A 21,512-nucleotide genomic window follows, 5' to 3' on the forward strand; every position below is an offset into this window, starting at 1 on the left:
TTTATGTGTATGTACAGGTTGTACTTACATAATATAGCAATCCTAAATGATTTATAAACATCTCTCTCCCTTGTCTACCCTGTCTTCCTTGTCTCCCTTTTCAGATATGAATTACGAATTAATTGTTATCGCTCTTGCTGGTTGACCAGATGCGTAAATCTCCCACATAGTACGATAGGCTTGCTCTAAATTACGAGTATAAAGTGGCGTATCAAACAGTGGATATGTGGTGCGATTTTGAGCTAATTTTTGTTTGATTTGTTGTAACTTTTCAGGATATGTTGCTAAGTGAATTGCTAACTGTTCATACACTTCTAAACTGTTAGTTACCAACTCAGGTAAACCAACTGCCATTAGCATACTAGCAGCTACCCGCGAAGGAAAAGTTTCGCCAGGACAAGTAATTACTGGTAATCCTGCCCATAAAGCATCACAAGTACCTGTGTGAGCATTGTAATATAATGTATCCAAAAATAAATCTGCTAATTGATGTCTAGCTAAATGTTCAGCTTTGGCTTCATGATGGGCAAAAATTAAGCGATCGCCACTTATTCCTCTTGCTTGTGCTTCTCGACGCAAATTAGCTTCGTTAATAGGATATCTAGCAATTAACCATAAAACACTTCCTGATACATTTGCTAAGATTCTCATCCAAACATCAAAGATTGTTGGTTCAACTTTATAGTGATTATTAAAGCAGCAAAAAACAAAACTTGATTCTGGCAAATCATACTGCGATCGCTTCACAGAATTAGTAGAAATTACTTGTTGATTGTCATTAAAGAAATAGCTGTGAGGTAATCTCACTATATTTTCGTTAAACCCATCAGCAAATTCCGGTGGTGTAACTATCGAATCAGCAATTAGATAATCAACAAAATCTGCGCCGATTGTGCCGGGAGTTCCCATTAAATGGACTTGAATCGGTGCTGGCTTTAAAGCTAAAACTGGAGTGCGAGTACCAGCAGTATGACCATTTAAATCAATTAAGATATGAATTTGGTCATCATAAATTAACTGTGCAGTTTCTTCTATAGATAAACTTGCAACATCTTTAAAGTGTTCGCTGGTGTTAGCAATGTAATTACGATATTCGCTATTATCATCCGCTCCAGTAGAGTAAGCAAAAATTTCAAAATTACTGCGGTTATGTTCTCGAAAAATCCCAGTAATTAAATGACTCATTGCATGAGCGCGAAAATCACCTGATAAATAGCCAATGCGTAATCTACCGTTCAAATAACGGGAATGTTGGAAATTTAGAGTTTGTCGTAATTGTTCCCATTGTTGAGCGATCGCATTGCCGTGTGTCTTAGCTAATTGTAATAATAATTTTCTATCCCAAGGCTTATTTAACGAATTGAATGGATCAAGTGTTGTCCGTTCACCAGTGGCTAATTCTTGAATTGTTTGTTCCCAAAGCTTAGTTAAATCAGACTGACGCGATCGCCAATCGCAAGTCATTTCTTTAAGATAAAATAAATTAGTAAATGCCTCAGCCGAACCTGGCTGCATTTCTAAAATTCGCTCGAATATCCGCTTGGGTTCGTTAACTTCTCCCTGTCCAAACATAGCTAACATTGTTAGCACTACACCAAGACGGTTGAGGGCTTTAATATAATTTGGTTTGTATTGAATTGCCGAACGAAAACAAGCGATCGCACCTTCTAAATTATTTTGTGCTTCTAAGACAATCCCTAAATTTAAATGAGCTTCGGCATATTCTGGATTTATCTGCAAAGCTTCTCGAAACTTTGTTGCTGCTTGAGGTAATTTACTCTGCATTTGCCAAACTAACCCCAAATTATTATGAGCAAAAGCATAATCTGGTTTACTTTGAATAGCAGCAGTAAAACATTTAACTGCCTCATCTAAATCTTTGGCATCTACTCGCAAAATACCTAAGTTATTATGTGCTTGAGCATGATGAGGATTAATTTCTATAACTTTTTCATAAGCTAAAATAGCTTCCTCAGTTTGTCCTAGACGTTCTCTAATTACTCCTAATTGATGCCAAGCTGGAGCATAACGAGGATGTTGGGAAATGAGTTTTTCGTATTGCGCGATCGCTTCGGTAATTTTCCCTTGTTTTTGTAATGCTAATGTTTCTGCGTACAGATGATCCGCCGTCGGCCAAATTAATTCAGGTTGCGATGTATCTAAGAATTGGTGAGTGGGGAATTGGGAGTTGGGAATTGGGATGAAAGATTTATCTTCAGTTAATTTGATTACAGGTGATTGCAGATTTTGTTTAACTAAAGGCGAACGAGGATCTAGGTTAATTAACTGATGAATTTCATCAGAGAGAAATCCCATAACTTGGGGACGGCTAACTCCAGACAATATCTGCACATCAAAAATTTCGGTGACTTCGCCTTCTAAACGTAACCAGTGAACCATTGCACCAGTTTTAATATCAATTACCATCAAACCGCATTCAGTTTCAGCGTTGTTATTGACTAGCTTGAGACTATGATGGCTAGTCTTAGATAAACCAACGATCGCATAATCTCCAACAAACGCCAACCCCCGCAACCAAGCAGAACCCAAAGTCACCGCTTGAAATTTTCCACTATATATATTGATATAGCCAAATTCTCTGGTACCAGCATTCAACAACCACAACTTATCTTGATAAAATCGTGGCGAATGCGGCATAGATAAACCCGTAGCTACAACTTCGTCAGACTGAATATCTACCACACAACCGCCATTTTGCCATGTCTGCTGCCAACCATTTGCCACATCAGATTGGCTGTAAGCTGTCACATAACGCGGTTTACCGTTCACTATCGCCAAACCATTCAACTGACAGCGATTTTCATTCACCAAATGAGAAATGAAACGAGGCTTCCATAAGGGAATGCAACTATAGCGATCGCTCACTGTTGCCACACAGTTTAACAAACTACTGACAAATACGATGCGGTTATTTTCCGTTTCTACCGCTAAATCCTGAATTCCCAAATCTCCGGTAGTATAGCCAACTCGCGGGATATATAACTTGTCATAGCCATCATAAATTTGCCCCGGTACTAAAGAATTATCTAACTGCCAAATTTGTCCTTTAGTACCTAGATAAATTCTCTCACCAGTAGTATATAATCCCGCAGCTTGCTCATACACTCGCTCAAATCCCGAAATTTGCCCTTGGTGATTTACACCCAACAATATCAACCGCGAACTTTGAGGCGTAGTGATCGCAAGACTAATCTGTTGAGATTGTAACCAATTCACGAAATCAGGAGAAGCAGAAATTTGCAGTGCGATCGGGCGTTTGAGTGCAGGTGTGACAACCATAATTTTCAGCTTGGGAAGGTAGATGAAAGTCCCTCACCGAAGAGGCGGAGGGGCAAGGAGCAGGGGGAGCAAGCTCTTTCCCTGAAACATGGAGCGTAGCGAGATAGGGATTCAACAGCCTTACACCTACCTGACTAACTCACCGCAGATTTTACAGTCCAGTAACCTAGAAATAACATCTGTATTATTACTGATATATAACAATCAAACTATAGTTTTTACGTAAAAATACTAGGTAACTTATCATTGAGCATCATCTCTGTCTAAATCATTCAGATAGAGGAAAATCCATCTTTTTATATTAGAAATTATTTTGACATCCATCCTAGGTAAGAGTTATCAAAGATACAGCTAATTAGAGGTTAAGCAAACCAGATTGTTCTGAAGCACAGAACAGAAACACCTCACGCTCCCATTCACAAATCTGGAATCTGCCATACCTTTAGCTAGTTAGTCAGTAAACATCTACACATAAACAAACAATGACAACATCAGTAACTTTTGCCTCCGTCATTAACTACAACAGTTCCTCCCTTCCTGGTTATCCAACGGTAGTTGGAGACTTCAACAAAGACAGCATTCTGGATTTAGCATACATAGAAGAAAATACTAATAATTTATACGTTGCCTTTGGTAATAGCTCAGGTAGCTTTAACTTTGCTTCTGCCCAATATTACAGCGTTGGGTATGGAGGAACTAGTTATTCGACCTATTACCCCAGTGACGTAGCCGTCGGAGACTTCAACGGTGACGGCTACCTAGATTTGGCAACCGCCAACGATGATAGCCCAACTGTATCGGTGCTACTCAACAATAAATCTGGTGGCTTTAGCTCTGCCATGACCTTCAACGTTGGAACTTATTTTGATTCCGTAAGAATAGGAGACTTTAACAACGATGGCAAAGATGATATTGCCGCAGGCGGCAGTTCATTGACATCAGTACTGTTAGGTAATGGCTCTGGTAGTTTCAGCTCTTATAGAATCATCGACGTTGCCTCATATCTTGGAACTTATGATGATTCTGAAGATGTGACATTTGGCGACTTCAACAATGACGATATTTTAGATTTAGTAACTCCAAATGGAGATGCCAACACAATATCAGTGTATCTTGGTAATAGCTCAGGAAGCTTCGGTACTGCTACCACGTACGCCGTTGGGAGTTACGCTGATGCAGTAGCAGTAGGAGACTTCAATGGCGATGGCATCCAAGATTTAGTCAGCGTCAACTATGATGACGACACTGTATCTGTACTCCTAGGTAATAGTAGTGGTAGTTTTCTTAATGCGATTACCTTCGCTGTCGGGGATGAACCATACTATGTAAAAGTAGGAGACTTTAACAATGACGGCAAAGATGATATTTACACAGAAAATGATGGTAGCATCTCAGTACTGTTAAACAACACCATCTTCCAAGGCAACCTCACCAACCCCAACAACGACCTCTTCCAAATCGGTGGCAGCGAGTTCACCAAAGTCAAAATCAAAATTAAAATTAAAGGACGCAGTTCCCAACAATTCAACGAACTCGGCATCTTCAACGTCGATGATGATAAAGGCTCAATCGAAGGCATTTTACCAGGTGCAGTAGGTTATCAAGAAAAAGCCCTCGCACGTTCTAAAACCATCTTCTCAATTCTTACCAACAACCCCACAGGCTTCAATCCCGACGACCTCGGCCGCGTCTTAGAATTTAACGGTGGTACACAATTGCGCTTTTACTTAAAAACCAGCACTACCGTCATCTTCTCCAGCACTACCACTCAACAAATCACTTCGTTAAGTACAGGTGGCTTCTCCATTGGTTGGAGAGACGGTTCACGCGGCGAGTCAAGCTTTGACGACTTAGTAATTGATGTTGAAGAAACTGATGACGATTTACCCATCGGTGTCGGTTTACAAGGTAGAAATGAAGGTGAAGCGATTGATTTGCGCGACTATAGCAGTGATAGCCTAATTGCTGGGACTTTTAGTATTTACCGCGAAGCATCTTACAACAACTATGTCGGTTTTTATAAAGTTGTTGATGAAAGTGGTGGTATTGATACCAATGGTGATGGTACAGCCGACGTTCTTGTTGGAGACGCTAGTTATCTGCAAGCCGCCATTAACCAACGGGTGACAGGTATTGGTTTATCGGTGGGTAATCAAGGCACTGGTAATGGTCAAGGTAACTTTGGTGGTGGTGGCATCTATGTGCCGTTCTTAATTGTCAATGGTGGTATTAATGCTTTGTTAGATAGCAATACTAGCAATGACCCGACGGTATTCTTTACGTTTTTGGGTGCCAACTCTGACAATGCTCGCCATGTGCGGATATTAGGTGATAATACTTTCGGCTTTGAGGATTTGGTTGGCGGCGGTGACAATGATTTTAATGATGTCGTTGTTAAGATTAATTTGACTGTCAATGCTTAGAATGCACAAGCTTAATTAGTACAGGACTTTCGCAAGAAGATAATTGGTTGAAATTGGATTTGACATACTCCCCACCATTGAATGGTGGGGATTTTAGGTTTAAATAATTAACTTATTTCTAAATCACTCAATGTTAAAGTAAACGTCGTCCATCCCTGATGGCTGGTGACTTGGATGCTACCTTGCAGTTGCGTGACTAACTTCTGCACAATTGCTAAACCCAAACCTGTACCACCTTGGTTCCAAATGTCTGCATCAGGAAAGCGGTAAAATTTTTCAAAAATTCTGGATAATTCATCGACGGGAATTTCTGCTGAGTTACTGATAGTAACAATCATTTTGGCTGGAATTTCAGCAGTTTCATGGCTAACACTTAACATAATTTCACCGCCAGCAGGAGTATATTTACAAGCATTATTCAGTAATTCTACTAAGATACGTTCTAAGCTAGGACGGTCAGAAAATAATGCGGGTAAATTTTCTGGTAGATTGAGTTGCAAGGTTTGTTGATGTTCTTGAGTGCGAATTTGAAATGGCTCGATGAGCCAAGGTAGCCACTGTTGTAGAACTAATAAATCAGGAGCCAGCAGTAGATTTGATGAATTTTCCAGGCGTTGTAACTCTAATAAGTCGTTAATTAATGCCATTTCCCGATCGCACTCTGCTTCTAAAATGTTCAGAAAGTAATGCTGTTCTTGAACAGCCGTTGATATCTGTAACATTTGAATCATGCCCTTCATGTGATAAAGTGGCGATCGCAATTCGTGGGAAACTAAATTTAAAAAGTCATTTTTGAATTGATTGAGTTGCTCCCATTGGGCAACAAGTTGCTCTTGCTGTATTTGCTTTTGTCGCGCTGCCATTGCTTGTATTCTTTCTGTTACATCCCGAAACACTAACACTGCACCTACGAGATTATTTTTTTCGTCTTTGATTGGTGCAGCACTGGTGTCTATTGGTATTTCTGTACCGTTTTGAGCAATTAAAATAGTTGTAGTTGAAAAAGGTGCGATCGCCTCTGATTCTAAAACTACTTTAATGGGATTTTCTAAAGATTCTCTAGTATTGATATCAATAATTTTAAATACTTCTGCTATATTTTTGGTGATCGCTTCTGCTTGTGTCCACCCTGTCAACTTTTCTGCTACCGGATTCATAAAGGTGATCAGTTGATTGCGATCGCTTGATATCACACCATCACTAATACTATTGAGTAATGTCGCTAACCATTGTTGGTTAGTTTTCAATTGTTGTTCTAATTTGTGCTTCGTCAGCACAATTTCAATATTAGTTTTTAGTTCTCTCTCTTTAAAAGGTTTGAGTAAATAACCAAATGGTTCGGTTATTTTAGCTCTCTCCAATGTATCTTCATCTGCATAAGCAGTTAAATAAATTATCGGTATATCTAAATATTTATGAATTTCTGCTGCTGCTTGTATGCCATCCATTTGCCCTTTTAAACGGATATCCATCAGTACTAAGTCAGGACTAAATTCCATAGCTTTATTAATTGCCTCTTGTCCAGAAGAAGCAATCGCAGCAACTGTATAGCCAAATTTTTTCAGTCTATTTTGTAAATCCTTAGCAACAATAGATTCGTCTTCAACAACTAAAATATTCGCGTCTGTCATGTATTTGTATTATAAAATAAATCACCAATTTATAGACAAATCAAATATCTAAAAAACAATTCTCTTTAATTAGAGTTTTTATAAAACCTCCTGTTAATTTATATCGTTAAATAGTATTCCTTTTAATTTAATTTAAATTAAGGAAAATGTTATTTGAAATTCTACACCAGTATGATTGTTAATCTTAATGGTTCCTGAGATTTGTTGAGTTAAAGCCTCAACTAACTGCCAACCCAAAGAGGCTGTATTTTGAAAATTAAAATTAGGTGGTAAGCCGACACCATTATCACTAACAAAGATAGTGAATTGCTGGTCTAAATCTTCTCTAATTCCTACATAAATTTCTCCATTTCTACCATTAGGAAAACCATATTTTAAAGAGTTAGATACTAGTTCATGTACAATTAACCCACAAGGAATTGCCAAATCTAAACCGAGTAAAACCTGATGTTCAACATTAAATCTTAAAGAAATTGCACCTGCATTAATTTCATAAGAGCTAAATAAACTTGCAACTAAATCTTGAATATATTCACTAAAATCAATGCGAGCTAAGTCAGGAGATTGATACATTTTTTCATGTACCAAGGCCATTGATTCGATTCGCTGCTGACTTTTTTGAAAAACATACATATCTTCTTGGTCTTGAATATAATCAGATTGCAAATTCAGCAGACTAGAAATTACTTGTAAATTATTTTTGACTCGGTGGTAAATTTCTTTGAGTAATACTTCTTTTTCCAGTAATGATGCTTGAATTTGTGCTTGAGATTGTTTGCGATCGCTAATATCTTCAATCACAGCAATAAAATACTTTGGTTCTCCTGAAGAATGGTGTGTTAACGAAACAGTCAGGTTGATCCAGATTACAGCACCATCTTTACGAAAATAACGTTTTTCGATGGAATATGTTTGAATATTACCTAGTAATATTTCATCAACATATTTCAAAGATTCATTTAAATCATCTGGGTGAGTAATTTCCTGAAAGGTGCGTAACTCTAATTCCTCGGCTGTATAACCAACAATATCGCAAAGTCTTTGGTTGACTAATAACCATCTGCCATCTAAACCTACATGGGCAATTCCCACTGCTGCTTGATGAAATGCCGTCCGAAATCGCTCTTCACTATCTCTTAATGCCTTTTCTATTTGTTTACGTTTAGTAATTTCTGCCTCTAATGATTTGTTGATTTTTTTTAACTCTGCTGTGCGTTCTTCTACTTTAGTTTCTAGTTGTGTGAGTATTTTACTTAAAGTTTCTTCGGCTTGCTTACGTTCAGTAATATCTGTATGTGACCCTACCATACGGATGACATTATTATTTTCATCCCACAAGGCTTGACCCCGATCTAATATCCATTTGTACGTCCCATCTTTACAAAGCACCCGAAATTCTTTAGCGTAAAATGATGTAAATTTTGCAAAATGATCTTGAACTGCTTTGACTACATCATCTAAATCATCTGGGTGAATTCTTGTCCAAATTTCTTGCAGATGATTTTTAATTTCATCATCTTCATAACCAAGCATTTCTTTCCAACGAGAAGAGAAAAAAACTTGATTTGTTTTAATATTCCAATCCCAAATCCCATCATTATTGCCACGCAAAGCTAATTGCCAACGTTCTTCACTTTCTCGGAGTACTTCTTCTGTACGTTTGCGTTCAGCAATTTCTGTGGCTAGTTGAGAGTTTGCAGCTTCTAGTTGTGCATGGCTAGGTAAAGCTAATGCTTGAGGTATTAATGGCACAAGTTGTACAGCTGTAGTGACTGAGATCAAAGCTGTGATGGCTTTAATCAACCCTGATAACCAATAAGTTGGATACCAAAGTGTCCAAACATCCATGACATGAGTTGTACCGCAAGCAATGATAAATGCACCAAACATTAAAAATATCCAGTCAAACGGCAAATCTTTGCGTTTGCGGACGAAATACACTAGCATGAATGGAATTGAATAATAAGCTATTGCAGTTAGTGAGTCGGAAATAACATGCAACCAGACTAATCCCGGCTTCCAGAGATAGCAATGTCCGTGGGGAATAAACTGGTTAGGAAAAAAAAATTATCTAAAAACGCCATCCTCAAAACCTGTTAATTGTAAAAGTCTTTACCGGAGGGTCATGGTTGTAGAAGAGTTTTCTTACTTCTCTGGGCGCAGCCACTCATAAAGTACTTATATCCTTCATACTGCATAATAATCAGCTTTTTAACTAAGTAATGTAATAAATATTGATTGACATCAAGTTATCTCAAAAGGCAGTTGCTTGTTACCGTAAATTTTCTGAAATTAAGTTTATATTGTATAACAAATATAACTTAGTTTTGATAACTTTTGTCTTGATTAGTTATCTTATGAGCAGTTAAGTCATATTTTCATGGAAATGCTCAGTTAAATTGGAGAATAAGAACAAAATGAAGCGTTTTTGGACTGGAATTATCGTATTATCTAGCCTATTGATAGCACCTGCTTGCTCATCGGTCACAAAATCTGACAAAACGCAGGTATCTGGTAGTGAATCACAACATACTGATCATGAGCATAATATGTCGTCGAGTGAACATCAGGGACACTCAATGGAACATCCTGGTAATGAAGCTAAGACAAAAATCACTACCCAAGCAAAACTAACTACGCCAAAAAATTTGCTACCAAATCAGCCTGTTAATTTAGTGATTAATGTTCAAGATACTGTCGGTAAATCTATAGACAAGTTCGATACTTTTCAAGAAAAACTGATGCACTTAATTATCGTGCGCGAGGATTTAGCCACTTATGATCATATTCATCCAACTTACAAAGGTAATGGACGTTTTGAAGTGAGTGCAAATTTTTCCACTCCTGGTAACTATAGTTTGTTTAGTGACTATAAACCCTCTGGACAAAATGAGGCGCTATCATTAATGCAAGTTAAAATTCCTGGTTCAATTCCTTTACCAAAAAGTTTAGAAAAGTTTGAAAAAACTAAAGTTATCTCTAATACTAAAGTTAATCTTGATGTTGCCAATCAAAATATCCAGGCTGGTAAAGAAGTTACCTTGAATTTTGATATCAAAGATGCGGCAAATAATCAGCCAATTAAGGATTTAGAGACTTATTTAGGTGAAAAAGGACATTTAGTGATTGTGAAAAGTTCCTCACCCTTGACAGTTAATGATTATATCCATGCTCATGCTCTCAAAAATAGTGCAGATGGACAGATAAAATTCGTTACTAACTTTCCTCAACCTGGAACATATAAACTGTGGATGCAGTTCCAGCGTCGTGGTAAAGTTGATACAGCAGATTTTTGGGTAAATGTAGTGTAAGTTTTGCGATCGCCTATTACAGTGTTACTAGTCGCATCATTGTCAGTAAATAAATGGCGATCACTACTACATTTATTTAATATGAATCCTACATCTATCTAAAAGTAGATTTTGCGAATTACTTAAAATAGCTGAATATGATATTAAATTGTTGCATGAGGGTTGCAATTAAGTATTAATCAGTTTATTGTGTTTGATTAAATCACGTAAATTTATACTGTTTGTTGAGAAAAGCGGGTAAAAAAAGTAGTAGGGAGAATCAATGTATCATGTTCACTCTGCTATTTTATTACTCTATTAAAACTTAACTTTGCAGTATTTCAATTCAACAGAAAGTGATAAAACCGTGTTGCAAAAGTGTTCTGTGTAATTGAATGTACAAGAAACTATAAGGGCTTGCTGGCATGAGACTATCTGAGCTAGATCCACTCATACCGCTAAATGATTTAAGAGAAGAACTCTTGAAGTTACCAAAGGGCTACTTGTTTTACGAAGAAGAACTGGTAAATTTTTTATCTCGCAGAAGATGGCCTGAGAGCGATCGCCGCATTGACCGAACAACTTTTTGGCGCTGGCGAAACGATAACGGAATTGAACGCCAAAAAGTATTTAGTCGATTGGATTTGCTCAAACTCTGTCGCATCTGCGACCACTACCGTGTAGATGGAACTCGTAATGAGTATTTATTAATTATGAAACAAAAAAAAGAGTTAGCATTAAACAGATGAGGCTGAATATTTAATAACAAAACACGAAAAACCCGATTTTTTTGCCTAAATCGGGTTTTATTCTTATTCAACCCAGATTCCGCAGGTGCGATCATCAATGCTGTATTTTTGAAAATGACTTAAATGCTGCATTTTAAGTACACTTACCAAAACAATGCTTTAGGTAAACGCACAACGGTATCAAAGTTGATGGTATCCATTCGATAAATCTTTGATCAGAAGGAAGAAGCGGAAAAGCTGCACTCCATTGCTGTTTGACGTGGTTCAAATAAAAATGCTTGAAATTTCGGTAGTGTGTTGGATGAAATGCAATCAGTATCGTCATTATCTCACTTAAGCACAGGTTTCTAGCCCTATTTCTTCTTCTAGCTCCATTGACCAACAGCTTTTTGTGCCATTGCGCTTCAAATACCTGACAGAAATCGTCTACATGACAGAATAATGCTTCTAAACTAAACATAGGGCAGGTTACTGGATTTGTCGTTATTTTCAGCTTACTACCTGCTCCTTTCCTTATCCCGAAGTCAGGTTAAATTAAACCAAAATTGACCTGAGTCGCACACAGATAAAATCTAGATTTATCTGTGTTTTTTGTGAAATAAACAGACAAATTCTATTGCCATTCTCTATCCTCAAGTTCCTTTTGAGGTAACAATAAAGTTACTTCAATTTCTTGCCTAATCGCAGCTGTCACCTCACAATTGCTATTCAAGCAATCGAGAAGTAGCTGATTAGCATCATAGTAGCGTTGTAGCACTTGCTGTTGCTGTTGGCTAAATTGCCAATGGTGATTAATATTACGATAATTATTAACCGTCATTTTTAATTGTTCAATCCAAGCTGAAGAGTGTGCCTGCCACCATACCTGAAATTTTTCTTGATTTTGATGAGGATTTGGCAATTGATCCCTAAGTTGTTGCAGGGATTTATGGAGTCCAGCATCCAAAACAATGCTCAGAATGTTCGAGAGAGCATCTCCACAGGTATAAGCATAGGCAAAATCTTGGCTGCGGTCGATCGCACATTCCAGCAGCAAGTTATCTAACACGGCATCCAGAAGCATTCCCTGGTCGAGGGTGCAGGCTAGGGTAAAGTGAGAAGCTATGTGAGGATTTCGGGCAAGTGCAAGGTAAAATGCACGGCTACTCGCAACTTTTGGTGGCGACGGGTTAGTCAGAGATTTTTGGCTTGCCCAACTCAAAAATTCTTGGAGGTAAGGGTCTTGGGCCACCAGTGCATCAATGTGTTGCTTCATCAACTGCACCAGCCCGTCTGCACTCCGAAGCATGGCAGCTGTCAACAAGAAGATTTCGCGCCAGTGAGGGTCAGTGATGTGACTGACTAATCCTGCCAGAGCTTGCTCTAATGCCTGTAGGTTATGGCTGGCAACGATTTTTCTCGCTGTGAAGTATTCTTGAAACGCTAGATAAGAGAAGGAGAAAATTCCCCGCGCTCGTTCTGTCAGTAGCCCATGTTGAGCTTCGATGGCCTTTAGTACCGCTTCACTTTCTAATTGCAGTTCCTCTGGCTCCATTGCCACCTCAGAAAGATTCCGAATATAGTCACTGATGTATTGCTCAATCACCCGTTGCTCAAAGAAGTACTGACCCTCTTCAAATGTTGTGGCTGCAATCTGACTCAACAACTTGAGCTTTTGTGGTAATAAAAACCCTCGGTAAACCTCATCCCGTTCAACGCCTCTAGCTTCATCCCATTTGCCCAAGAGAAGATCCAGCCCTTGCTTATAAAAATCAGTCCGCTTAGTAGGAAATTTTTCCTGACCGTGGAACACCCAGCAGGCCAGATGCAAAAATAGGGGTGTGATCACGAGTTGGCGAAATTGCCAGTTTTCGGGTAAGTCCAGCTTATGAATAAACTGAAGGGACTGTACATGCCCATCTTGAGTGTTTGTCTTAGTGAATGCCACAAACCATTTTCGAGCGAAGGCGCGGATTTGTTCAGAGGTAAACGGGGCTATCTCAACATCGGTAAAGCCCCGGAGCGTGAGCTTTTTAGCTGCCGTTCGACAGGTCGCTACAAACCGATTTTTGTGATATTTGTCAGAAAATCTGCGAATTTCTCTTAAGACAGCATTACTTTCTTGGTTAAGAACTTCATCCATCCCATCGAACAATAGCAATACTCTGCCTTTCTCAAGCAAGGTTTCAATCACTGACTCTTCTGAAATTCCAGACGTAACAAATTCCTGGCGGATGTGGTGTAATAGGCTGAACTCGCCACTTACCCTAGATTCTTCAGCAAAATTCCTCAGTACGATGAAAACAGGAACCTGGTTTGCTGCAAATGCGCCTTGGTTACACTGAATAGCAAGATGTTGCAAAAAGGTGGTTTTACCTACTCCCGGTTTACCCAGCACCCTGAGTTTAGAGTAAGTTTCGACTGCCCGCATACCTGGTATTTGTTTCTGTTCAACCTCACCTAAACCAAAGCGGTCAAATTCAGTTGGTTTAAGGTTTTGCAGGTTAGAGATATCTAACCACTGTTGGCTGGGGATGTCTTCTAGAATATTCACATCAATATATATTTCATCGATCGCAACGGGATGACCCATATCTAATAACTGCAAGATCCCGCATTGGTCTTGAATTTTTTCGTGGCGTTGCGATCGCACTTGTTGCACTAAGACATTAATATCTAAGACAGAAGCCTGGGCAACTTCTGTGGGATCGGAGAATTCGTCCGGCGGATCGGCAGCGATCTCCCGCCAATTCAATTCCAATATGGAACAAATTTCCAAAAATATATGACGCTCAACCGGACGGCCAGAGAAAAACCGCCAAACAGGTTGTCGAGTCTTTAAGCCAACTTCTAACGCTAAATTTTCCTGAGTCCAACCCTTGCGGGCAAACGCTCTTTTAGCCTGTTGAATTCCAATATGTGATGCTTGGAGCGATCGCCTGACCATAAGACAAAAAACTCATATTAAAATTCACAACTTAAATTTTTATGAATACCAAGGATTTTATCTATATTTTTTTTCTTATGCTAAATATCTTCTGCTCTAGTTAAATCATACAAAAGTCAGAATCAGACTGGAATTTAATCCAAGTATTTCAAGTTTTGTAACAAACTCAAACGCTATTCACTCATTTTATACATCTCTAACCGTTGCTACACCCTGATCTCAAACACCGATTTGTCACGCTAGGAGAGAAAGAATTTAGGGCTTTTTTCTGAACGCTGGTTAGCTTTTTAGAGCAACGACAGCAGATAGAACGCCGATTAGTATAACCAGAAGGTTGCAATATTACAGATATTTCAAACGAAGTTTTTTAATAGTAATCATTGCTATTTCCAAAGCTAATTCAAAAGCTTGCAGATGTTATCAAATCAAGAACATAAAATAGATATTTTAGGTAATATTCCTTTTATATCAATTCATATCAGTAGCCTATTAATTTTTTGGGTAGTTTTTAGTTGATCTGCTCTCATTAACTACCTCATTCTTTGGTTCATAAGGATGTTTGAAATTACAGCAAGATATCACTGTTATTTTTCATATCGGGCTATCTTCGCTACTTTTACACCTTTTTACTCAGTTTTGCAACCAAGCAAACCCTGCTGTTTGGAATTAGGTTTAAGAAAAGTTTTAATAGCGTAAAAGTTGTATATTTTGTAATAAAAAATTAACTTTTTAATAATGGACTACAATTACATTAACTATAATCATCTTTTAAGTAATACAATAGTATTAAGGCTAAAAATATTTATTTCAAAAATAGCTTCAACAGCTTGAGAACAAGGAAATCAAAAATCTATCTTGAGAAATACATCTTCTGACTTTATTTCTTTTAAACATCGTCCATTTGAAAACTTGGAGTAGTGTGGGACGGAAAGCCCGCTCCTACCAGATATCTTGCAGATATTCCACTACTTTTAAAACTATGGTTATCAAAATAGATGTGGTTTAAAGAACAAAGTCAACGAAGGTATAGTCCGATAAATAGGTATATAAATTACATTCTTGATGTAAATAATCTTGTCTAAGATTGACACCAATTCTGGTTATTAAAAACAACAATATAAGAGGAAAAAATGCCAAGACTCATAGGACATCGCTCTCATACTGGAGTAAACATCACCATTCTCATCATCATGCTCGCCATCTTCGGAGTACTCTACGAATACTTTGGCGTGATTAACATTGTTCCTGGTTTTGGTCGAGAGAAACGCTTTTTTCAGCTAAAAAATCAGCCAACTAACGAACAAGTCACTGGACAACCAAATCAATAAAAACTGCGAGGAATAAATGCGTAAAGGTAGTGATATTATCAATAAAGTGGTCGTTACATACGACACGGGTAAAAAAATTGAGCGAATTCAAGATTTAATTTTTGATCAGACACGCAATCAACTTTTGGGCTTCCTGGTGCAAGAGAAGGGACTGTTTCGGGATGCAAAAGTGATTCCCTTGCAAGAGGTACAAGCTATCGGGTTAGATGCGATCGTAGTTAACTCGAAAGAATCTGTTGTTGAGGCACATCGTGTTCCGGCAATTAAAGAGATTTTGCACCAAAATATTGTGCTGAGAGGCACGAGAATTCTAACCACTGAGGGACTCGATCTTGGCGGACTGGTTGATTTGTTCTTCGATGAGCATAGTGGACTGGTGGAAGGATACGAAGTTTCCGGTGGTGTGTTTGCCGATGCTTACTCTGGGCGATCGTTTGTTCCTGCTCCCGAAACGCTGAAAATTGGTGACGATGTTGCTTTTGTGCCTCCCGAAACTGCTCAAATGATGGCAGAACAAGTCGGTGGTATCCGAGGAGCCGTTAACGCAACTGAAGATAAATTCCAAGACTCGGCTGAAACTGCTAACCGCAGACTGCAAACAGCAGTTCAAACCGTAAATGAGCAACTGCAAAGCTCGGTAGAGAACGCGAACCGTAGTCTACAGGAAGCAAGGCAGAATGCAGGTGAGCAATTGCAGACCGCAACTGATGCCACTAGCAGCAAACTGCAAAACCTGAATCGAGATGCAACTACTTCGCTGACAAATAATCTGGTTGACCCTGCGGAGCAAAAGTTATACGTGATTGGTAAGCACGTTGAGCAGGATGTGCTGACTCCAGACGAAAATGTATTGCTACTGCAAGGGCAGGAAGTCACCCTAGCCGATGCAGAATCAGCCGATCGCATGGGTATCCTCGATCAACTCTATCGAGCCACAGGTGGCAGTCTGACTGCAAACATCAGCCGCAATCTGCAAGCAGCAGCAGAATCTACTAGCAATCGAATTGGGAGTATAACTCACAGTAGCGTCGCTAATCTGCGCCACTCAGTTGATGGGCTGGCTGCACACGCAGCAATCCAGCAAGCAAAAGGGCGCAGAGTCCTGCACACAGTGCGTGCTAATGATGGCTTAATTATTGCGGCATCTGGGCAGATTGTGACTGAATCCGTTCTTAATCGTGTCCAAACTTATGGTAAAGAAGCAGAATTGCTCAACGCTGTCGGTCTAACTCTGGCAACCGCAGTCCGGTCTAGTGCTAATGACACATGGTTAGAAACCAAAGTTCAACTGCGCGAGGGGGCAAATATTGCTCAAGAGAACCTCAACACTTTTTGGCGAGCCTTGAAAAAGCAGTCTGAAAATCTACAAGGACGCAGCGAACGGGCAATGAAGAAGCAACGGATTGAACAAGCTCTGGGTCGTCCAGTTACCCGTGTCATTCTTGACCCAGAAGATAACGTAATTCTGAATGTGGGCGAACTAATTACGCATCGCGCCGTTAGTCAAGCTGAAGAAAGTGGAGTTTTGAATATCTTGCTGAGTTCAGTCTATACCAAGGAGCCAGAAATCTCGGACAAGGAGTTACGTGCTTCAGAACATGGAATGGCAGCACTGGTGGATCGCGGTAATAGGCGATCGCAACTTGAATCTAAAACAATCTTGGTAAACTAATGCTCGACTTTCACACCTTAACTATTCTCCGACACAGAGGTTTTCCGCATCTAATTAAAGTACCTTAGTGCTGATCAACTAAAGCTATCAGGAGTTTAGCCAACAATGTATAAACCAATCTTAGAAAAAGATGGGACTAAATCTGAGGGTGGAAAAACTATAAAGTGGTATGTGGCAGTACATTCCCACCCTTTAGATCAAAAGAAGTATTCTTACGCGATCGCTATCGATAACGTATTAGAGCGCAACCCATACCCTATCGCAGACTTTGACTCATGCTTGTTTGGTTGTTATGAAACAGCCTATCAAGCACTGAATGCCGCAGTTGAGGAAGCAAATCAGATAGTTGTGTCCCAAAAAACATTACAGAACAGATGATTGATTTAAATAGCACTCCATTAAGCAACCCAACCTAACAAGATGCGATCGCAAAGAGAAAACGGTGATGTTATAATGGCAGACTGTGAGTTATAATAAAGATATAAACAGCGATAACGCTACACATTGTGAGGCAACCAATATGGATGCCAATGAAGTTTTAAAACGATATGCAGCCGGAGAAAGAAATTTTAGACAGGCAGACTGGAGAGGAATAAGCCTGCCTAAAGCTAATTTAAGTGGAGTAGATTTGAGTGGCGCACATTTGAGCAACGCAGACTTGAGCGGCTCAGATTTAAGCAACGCTAATTTAAACTGGGCTGGACTCAAAGGAGCCAATTTCAGTAGAGCTAATCTGAGGGGGGCAAAAATGCCTGATGGAGGAACACACAACGATCTCTTAGAATCTGCCAATTATTTCTTTAGCTAACGCTTGACAACAAATCTGCTATTGGTGAGCAGTGCCTTTAATCTAAAGGCACTGCTCATCGTTAGATGTTACAGATTATTTTTCATGTCGTAGTTAATCAAATCAACCCAGAAATGAAACAGCGCCTTGTCATGCTTGAGGAGAAGGGATGCTGTTTATTGCAGCAATCTTCAATATGCGATCGCCTAACGCATTTTACAACTAATTTAAATCTTTCAGGAGTTCGTCAATGAGTATTATTACCAAGATGATTCTAAATGCAGATGCAGAGGTTCGCTATCTCACTCCTGGAGAACTAGACCAGATTAATATCTTTGTTAAGAGCAGTCAGCACCGTCTAGAACTTGTGCAAATTTTAACTCAAAGCCGCGATCGTATTGTTAAGCAAGCTGGAAAGCAACTGTTTCAGAGGTTTCCACGCCTTGTTGCTCCAGGTGGCAATGCCTACGGCGAAAGTATGACTGCCACCTGCCTGCGCGATATGGATTACTACCTGCGGTTGATTACTTACAGTGTCGCAGCTGGAGATACTACGCCAATTCAAGAGATCGGGATTGTTGGTGTTCGCCAAATGTACAAATCTCTCGGTACCCCAATTGATGGCGTTGTCGAAAGTATCCGTGCTATGAAGAACATCACTATCTCAATGTTGTCTGGAGAAGATGCAAGTGTTGTTGGCATTTACTTCGACTACCTAATTACTAATCTGCAATAGGCAGACAATAACAATCAACTGGAGAGCAATGTCTAGCGACAAGCCGTTCCGTGTCTATGGGTGTCACAACCCAGATTACGGATAGTCTTGCCTAAATTTTAGAGATGGGGTTTAAGGACTGTTGACTCAAACCACTCAACCTTAGTTTACTGAGACTTATTGAGAATTTAATTCGGCTTTATTTTATTGCTGTACCAGATGCAACTCAGAGTCCAAATGAGTCACTATCTTATATAGGACTCATATTTTATTTTTGACAAAATTCAGTACACTTCTACTCCCTTCTTTCCTATTCCCTCTCTACGCAAATAATTTCTTCAAATCCAACCGGATTCCTATATTTATCTAGATACTCCTAACTTGAAGAAGCAAGCAACACAGAGCAAGTGGAGAAACAACTAATGACAAATGACAAATTTTCATTTGTCCTCGTGTACATCGTTCATGATTGCTAGTTACTGGCTAGTACAGTATTCCTAGCAATCTATAATATTGCTTTCTCTTAATTCAACATTTTGCTCAAAAACCAATAGCAAATCATTGACAGTTTTTTTGTACTGAAAACCATAATCTAACAAAGCTTGCTTTAAAGTTTTTAACTGAGATTCGTCGATTTGATTCTTGAGGACTATCTCAATAGCTTCCTTGTTTACTGTAAAACTAAAATAGTCTTTGAACTGATTATAATCCCAGTTTAATTTTCGGGCTGCATTTAACTCAATAGCAGCTAATGTATCATCAAATCTTTTACTTCCAACCATAACTTTGTCTTAGTGTATAAGCTTAACTACATTTTAACAATTACAAGAGAGAAAAAACTCAATCTCAATATTAATGAGAAGTTGAGAAGGACGGCAAGACATTTATATTTAAAAAATCAACCTTTGGATAAATGTATAGAAGGTAATTATAGAGTAATAATTTTTAGTTAATTTTTCTAAATGCTTATAAGCTATAAACCTGGATGAAAAAGTCGGGGAATTACAAAGATACACTATCTCTATAGCAATACCTTTCCAGGTATTGATGGAAAAAGTGGAATGCTGCCGATTTAACTTCATGTTGTGAGCGATAATCACCCCAGAATATCAGTGGTAATATTCCTTTTGGAGGTTAATTAGTTTTGCATCTACAAAATAGACTATTTTATTGAAATCTGTATGAAATTTACTAATTTTATTCATAATAAATGTTGTAAATTTTAGTGTAAGTATCTTATATTTTTGAAGCATGATTTGAAGTGATGTCTTTTTAATTAATTTAAAAATATTCGGGAAATTTTTAATACAAATCAGACAAATTATACGCTATTCAAACACTTGCTTAAACATGATTTATGACAACAGGGTGTCATACTAAATCTTGTTCACAGATTTCACGCTCCTAGGTAAAACACATGGCTGATATTGTTGATACTGCTATTAATGCTGGTTCTTTCAGCACCCTAGTAACTGCGGTCAAAGCTGCTGGTCTGGTAGATACTCTTAAAGGAACTGGGCCATTCACCGTCTTTGCACCCACTGATGAAGCGTTTGCGAAGCTTGCCAAAGGTACAGTAGAGGCATTGCTTCAGGACATTCCCAAGCTCAAAAAAATCCTGACCTATCATGTTGTTTCAGGCAAAGTGATGGCGGCGGATGTGGTGAAGCTGAAATCAGCTAAAACCGTTGAAGGTGAAGATGTAAAAATTGACGCTTCTAAAGGTGTCAAGATAAACAATGCCACAGTCACAACACCAGATGTTGCTGCTGATAATGGTGTAATTCACATCATTGATACAGTTTTGATTCCTGCGTAAGCAAACGCTTAAATAGGAATAGGAAATAGTATCTATAGGGCAGTGACTATTTAATAGTCACTGCCCTATAACTGTCTGATGAATGTTTTTTAATCAAAGAATTTTGAAAGAATTCATCTCTAAAACTTTCCTTACTTTTCATATCGTAATTAATCAAATAAACCAAGAAATGAAACAGCAACTTGTCATGCTGTAGGAGAAAGGATGCTATATTCTTGCTCTCTAACAGTTCACTCCTTTAGGGAATTACTGAGGGGTTTTAGCAATCGTTGTACATGAAATCTCAATTGGAGTAGTTATGTATCCAAGTAATAGATTTCTGAATAATCTTTCATTCCTCCAAGGGCTGGAAGTACTTATCGTAGACGATAATGTCGATTTCTGCGATTTGATGACGATCCTGCTGCAACTCTATGGTGTTAAGGTACAACAAGCGTTTTCAGCCCTGCAAGCTCTGGAGATATTTGAGCAATGGCAACCTTATATCGTCATGAGTGACATTGGTTTGCCAAAGGAAGATGGCTATGCCCTGATTCAACAAGTGAAAAGCAAAGCGGAAGAGCGAGGGCAAGTGGTATTAGCCATTGCTGTGACAGGCTACGCCGATGAAAAGATGCGCCAACGTGGTTTGTCTGCGGGGTTTGACCTATGGTTTACCAAACCTATGGATATTGATGAGTTTCTGGCTGTGCTTGCCTGTTTAGCTATTTGCCAACAGTCTTCATATGCGATCGCCCAACAGATTTTAGGTCATGTTTCTGGACATGGTGATTTAAGTCTGGAAATGCTGTTAGAACCATCAGTTTCAAGTTAGCATCACCGTTTTTGAAACACTATCAATTAATGTAATTTCGTTCTGGAGATTTTTAAAA

15 protein-coding genes and 1 pseudogene are annotated in these 21,512 nt (G+C 38.8%); 10 read left to right on the forward strand and 6 right to left on the reverse strand.

Annotated elements, in window-relative coordinates:
• Positions 1 to 111 precede the first annotated feature (111 nt).
• On the reverse strand, positions 112 to 3,300 hold the full coding sequence (locus H6G74_RS19070; RefSeq protein WP_190969167.1) for a TIGR03032 family protein: 3,189 nt from the start codon (positions 3,298 to 3,300) through the stop codon (positions 112 to 114).
• 482 nt (positions 3,301 to 3,782) lie between these two features.
• Here H6G74_RS19070 and H6G74_RS19075 point away from each other — a divergent pair, with 482 nt between their 5' ends.
• Positions 3,783 to 5,723: an FG-GAP-like repeat-containing protein gene (locus H6G74_RS19075; protein WP_190969168.1), complete on the forward strand. Its 1,941-nt coding sequence runs from the start codon at positions 3,783 to 3,785 to the stop codon at positions 5,721 to 5,723.
• Between the two features lie 107 nt (positions 5,724 to 5,830).
• Here H6G74_RS19075 and H6G74_RS19080 read toward each other — a convergent pair whose 3' ends face one another.
• Together H6G74_RS19080 and H6G74_RS19085 are read right to left on the reverse strand one after the other, a co-directional pair.
• Entirely contained in the window at positions 5,831 to 7,354 is a 1,524-nt protein-coding gene (locus tag H6G74_RS19080; protein WP_190969169.1) for a hybrid sensor histidine kinase/response regulator, read from the reverse strand.
• A gap of 132 nt (positions 7,355 to 7,486) precedes the next feature.
• Positions 7,487 to 9,400 (reverse strand): PAS domain S-box protein, encoded by a 1,914-nt coding sequence (locus H6G74_RS19085; RefSeq protein WP_449289973.1) that lies wholly within the window; start codon positions 9,398 to 9,400, stop codon positions 7,487 to 7,489.
• Between the two features lie 371 nt (positions 9,401 to 9,771).
• Here H6G74_RS19085 and H6G74_RS19090 point away from each other — a divergent pair, with 371 nt between their 5' ends.
• Both H6G74_RS19090 and H6G74_RS19095 read left to right on the forward strand, forming a co-directional pair.
• The gene (locus H6G74_RS19090) at positions 9,772 to 10,665 is read left to right on the forward strand and encodes a hypothetical protein (RefSeq protein ID WP_190969171.1); all 894 of its coding nucleotides are present in this window, start codon (positions 9,772 to 9,774) and stop codon (positions 10,663 to 10,665) included.
• Between the two features lie 404 nt (positions 10,666 to 11,069).
• The gene (locus H6G74_RS19095; RefSeq protein ID WP_190969172.1) at positions 11,070 to 11,393 is read left to right on the forward strand and encodes a hypothetical protein; all 324 of its coding nucleotides are present in this window, start codon (positions 11,070 to 11,072) and stop codon (positions 11,391 to 11,393) included.
• Between the two features lie 136 nt (positions 11,394 to 11,529).
• Here the strand turns inward: H6G74_RS19095 and H6G74_RS31920 are convergent.
• Both H6G74_RS31920 and H6G74_RS19100 read right to left on the reverse strand, forming a co-directional pair.
• Positions 11,530 to 11,853, reverse strand: a pseudogene (locus tag H6G74_RS31920) (IS982 family transposase); the annotation flags it as partial.
• A gap of 153 nt (positions 11,854 to 12,006) precedes the next feature.
• Positions 12,007 to 14,319, reverse strand: coding sequence for an NACHT domain-containing protein (locus H6G74_RS19100; protein WP_190969173.1), 2,313 nt, complete (start codon positions 14,317 to 14,319; stop codon positions 12,007 to 12,009).
• Between the two features lie 1,130 nt (positions 14,320 to 15,449).
• Here H6G74_RS19100 and H6G74_RS19105 point away from each other — a divergent pair.
• From H6G74_RS19105 to H6G74_RS19125, 5 genes are all read left to right on the forward strand, one after another.
• On the forward strand, positions 15,450 to 15,647 hold the full coding sequence (locus H6G74_RS19105; RefSeq protein WP_190969174.1) for a hypothetical protein: 198 nt from the start codon (positions 15,450 to 15,452) through the stop codon (positions 15,645 to 15,647).
• A 16-nt stretch (positions 15,648 to 15,663) separates the two neighbouring features.
• Complete coding sequence (locus tag H6G74_RS19110; RefSeq protein ID WP_190969175.1) at positions 15,664 to 17,319, forward strand: PRC-barrel domain-containing protein; 1,656 nt, start codon at positions 15,664 to 15,666, stop codon at positions 17,317 to 17,319.
• 105 nt (positions 17,320 to 17,424) lie between these two features.
• Positions 17,425 to 17,697 (forward strand): hypothetical protein, encoded by a 273-nt coding sequence (locus tag H6G74_RS19115; protein WP_190969176.1) that lies wholly within the window; start codon positions 17,425 to 17,427, stop codon positions 17,695 to 17,697.
• Between the two features lie 142 nt (positions 17,698 to 17,839).
• Entirely contained in the window at positions 17,840 to 18,127 is a 288-nt protein-coding gene (locus tag H6G74_RS19120) for a pentapeptide repeat-containing protein (RefSeq protein ID WP_190969177.1), read from the forward strand.
• A gap of 229 nt (positions 18,128 to 18,356) precedes the next feature.
• Positions 18,357 to 18,842, forward strand: coding sequence for an allophycocyanin (locus H6G74_RS19125; RefSeq protein WP_190969178.1), 486 nt, complete (start codon positions 18,357 to 18,359; stop codon positions 18,840 to 18,842).
• Between the two features lie 476 nt (positions 18,843 to 19,318).
• On the opposite strand, the gene H6G74_RS19130 is transcribed toward H6G74_RS19125, so the two are convergent.
• Entirely contained in the window at positions 19,319 to 19,603 is a 285-nt protein-coding gene (locus H6G74_RS19130) for a hypothetical protein (RefSeq protein ID WP_190969179.1), read from the reverse strand.
• A gap of 635 nt (positions 19,604 to 20,238) precedes the next feature.
• Here H6G74_RS19130 and H6G74_RS19135 point away from each other — a divergent pair.
• The gene (locus H6G74_RS19135; protein WP_096646635.1) at positions 20,239 to 20,640 is read left to right on the forward strand and encodes a fasciclin domain-containing protein; all 402 of its coding nucleotides are present in this window, start codon (positions 20,239 to 20,241) and stop codon (positions 20,638 to 20,640) included.
• 298 nt (positions 20,641 to 20,938) lie between these two features.
• Positions 20,939 to 21,454, forward strand: a complete 516-nt coding sequence (locus H6G74_RS19140; protein WP_190969180.1) for a response regulator — start codon at positions 20,939 to 20,941, stop codon at positions 21,452 to 21,454.
• Positions 21,455 to 21,512 lie beyond the last annotated feature (58 nt).

This window comes from Nostoc spongiaeforme FACHB-130 (assembly GCF_014698475.1).
Lineage (GTDB): Bacteria > Cyanobacteriota > Cyanobacteriia > Cyanobacteriales > Nostocaceae > Nostoc_B > Nostoc_B spongiaeforme.

Bases quoted from the DNA above. Each gene is read 5' to 3' on its own strand.
- H6G74_RS19070 (WP_190969167.1), bottom strand. From the start codon at position 3,300: ATGGTTGTCACACCTGCACTCAAACGCCCGATCGCACTGCAAATTTCT.
- H6G74_RS19075 (WP_190969168.1), top strand. From the start codon at position 3,783: ATGACAACATCAGTAACTTTTGCCTCCGTCATTAACTACAACAGTTCC.
- H6G74_RS19080 (WP_190969169.1), bottom strand. From the start codon at position 7,354: ATGACAGACGCGAATATTTTAGTTGTTGAAGACGAATCTATTGTTGCT.
- H6G74_RS19090 (WP_190969171.1), top strand. From the start codon at position 9,772: ATGAAGCGTTTTTGGACTGGAATTATCGTATTATCTAGCCTATTGATA.
- H6G74_RS19095 (WP_190969172.1), top strand. From the start codon at position 11,070: ATGAGACTATCTGAGCTAGATCCACTCATACCGCTAAATGATTTAAGA.
- H6G74_RS19100 (WP_190969173.1), bottom strand. From the start codon at position 14,319: ATGGTCAGGCGATCGCTCCAAGCATCACATATTGGAATTCAACAGGCT.
- H6G74_RS19105 (WP_190969174.1), top strand. From the start codon at position 15,450: ATGCCAAGACTCATAGGACATCGCTCTCATACTGGAGTAAACATCACC.
- H6G74_RS19110 (WP_190969175.1), top strand. From the start codon at position 15,664: ATGCGTAAAGGTAGTGATATTATCAATAAAGTGGTCGTTACATACGAC.
- H6G74_RS19115 (WP_190969176.1), top strand. From the start codon at position 17,425: ATGTATAAACCAATCTTAGAAAAAGATGGGACTAAATCTGAGGGTGGA.
- H6G74_RS19120 (WP_190969177.1), top strand. From the start codon at position 17,840: ATGGATGCCAATGAAGTTTTAAAACGATATGCAGCCGGAGAAAGAAAT.
- H6G74_RS19125 (WP_190969178.1), top strand. From the start codon at position 18,357: ATGAGTATTATTACCAAGATGATTCTAAATGCAGATGCAGAGGTTCGC.
- H6G74_RS19130 (WP_190969179.1), bottom strand. From the start codon at position 19,603: ATGGTTGGAAGTAAAAGATTTGATGATACATTAGCTGCTATTGAGTTA.
- H6G74_RS19135 (WP_096646635.1), top strand. From the start codon at position 20,239: ATGGCTGATATTGTTGATACTGCTATTAATGCTGGTTCTTTCAGCACC.
- H6G74_RS19140 (WP_190969180.1), top strand. From the start codon at position 20,939: ATGTATCCAAGTAATAGATTTCTGAATAATCTTTCATTCCTCCAAGGG.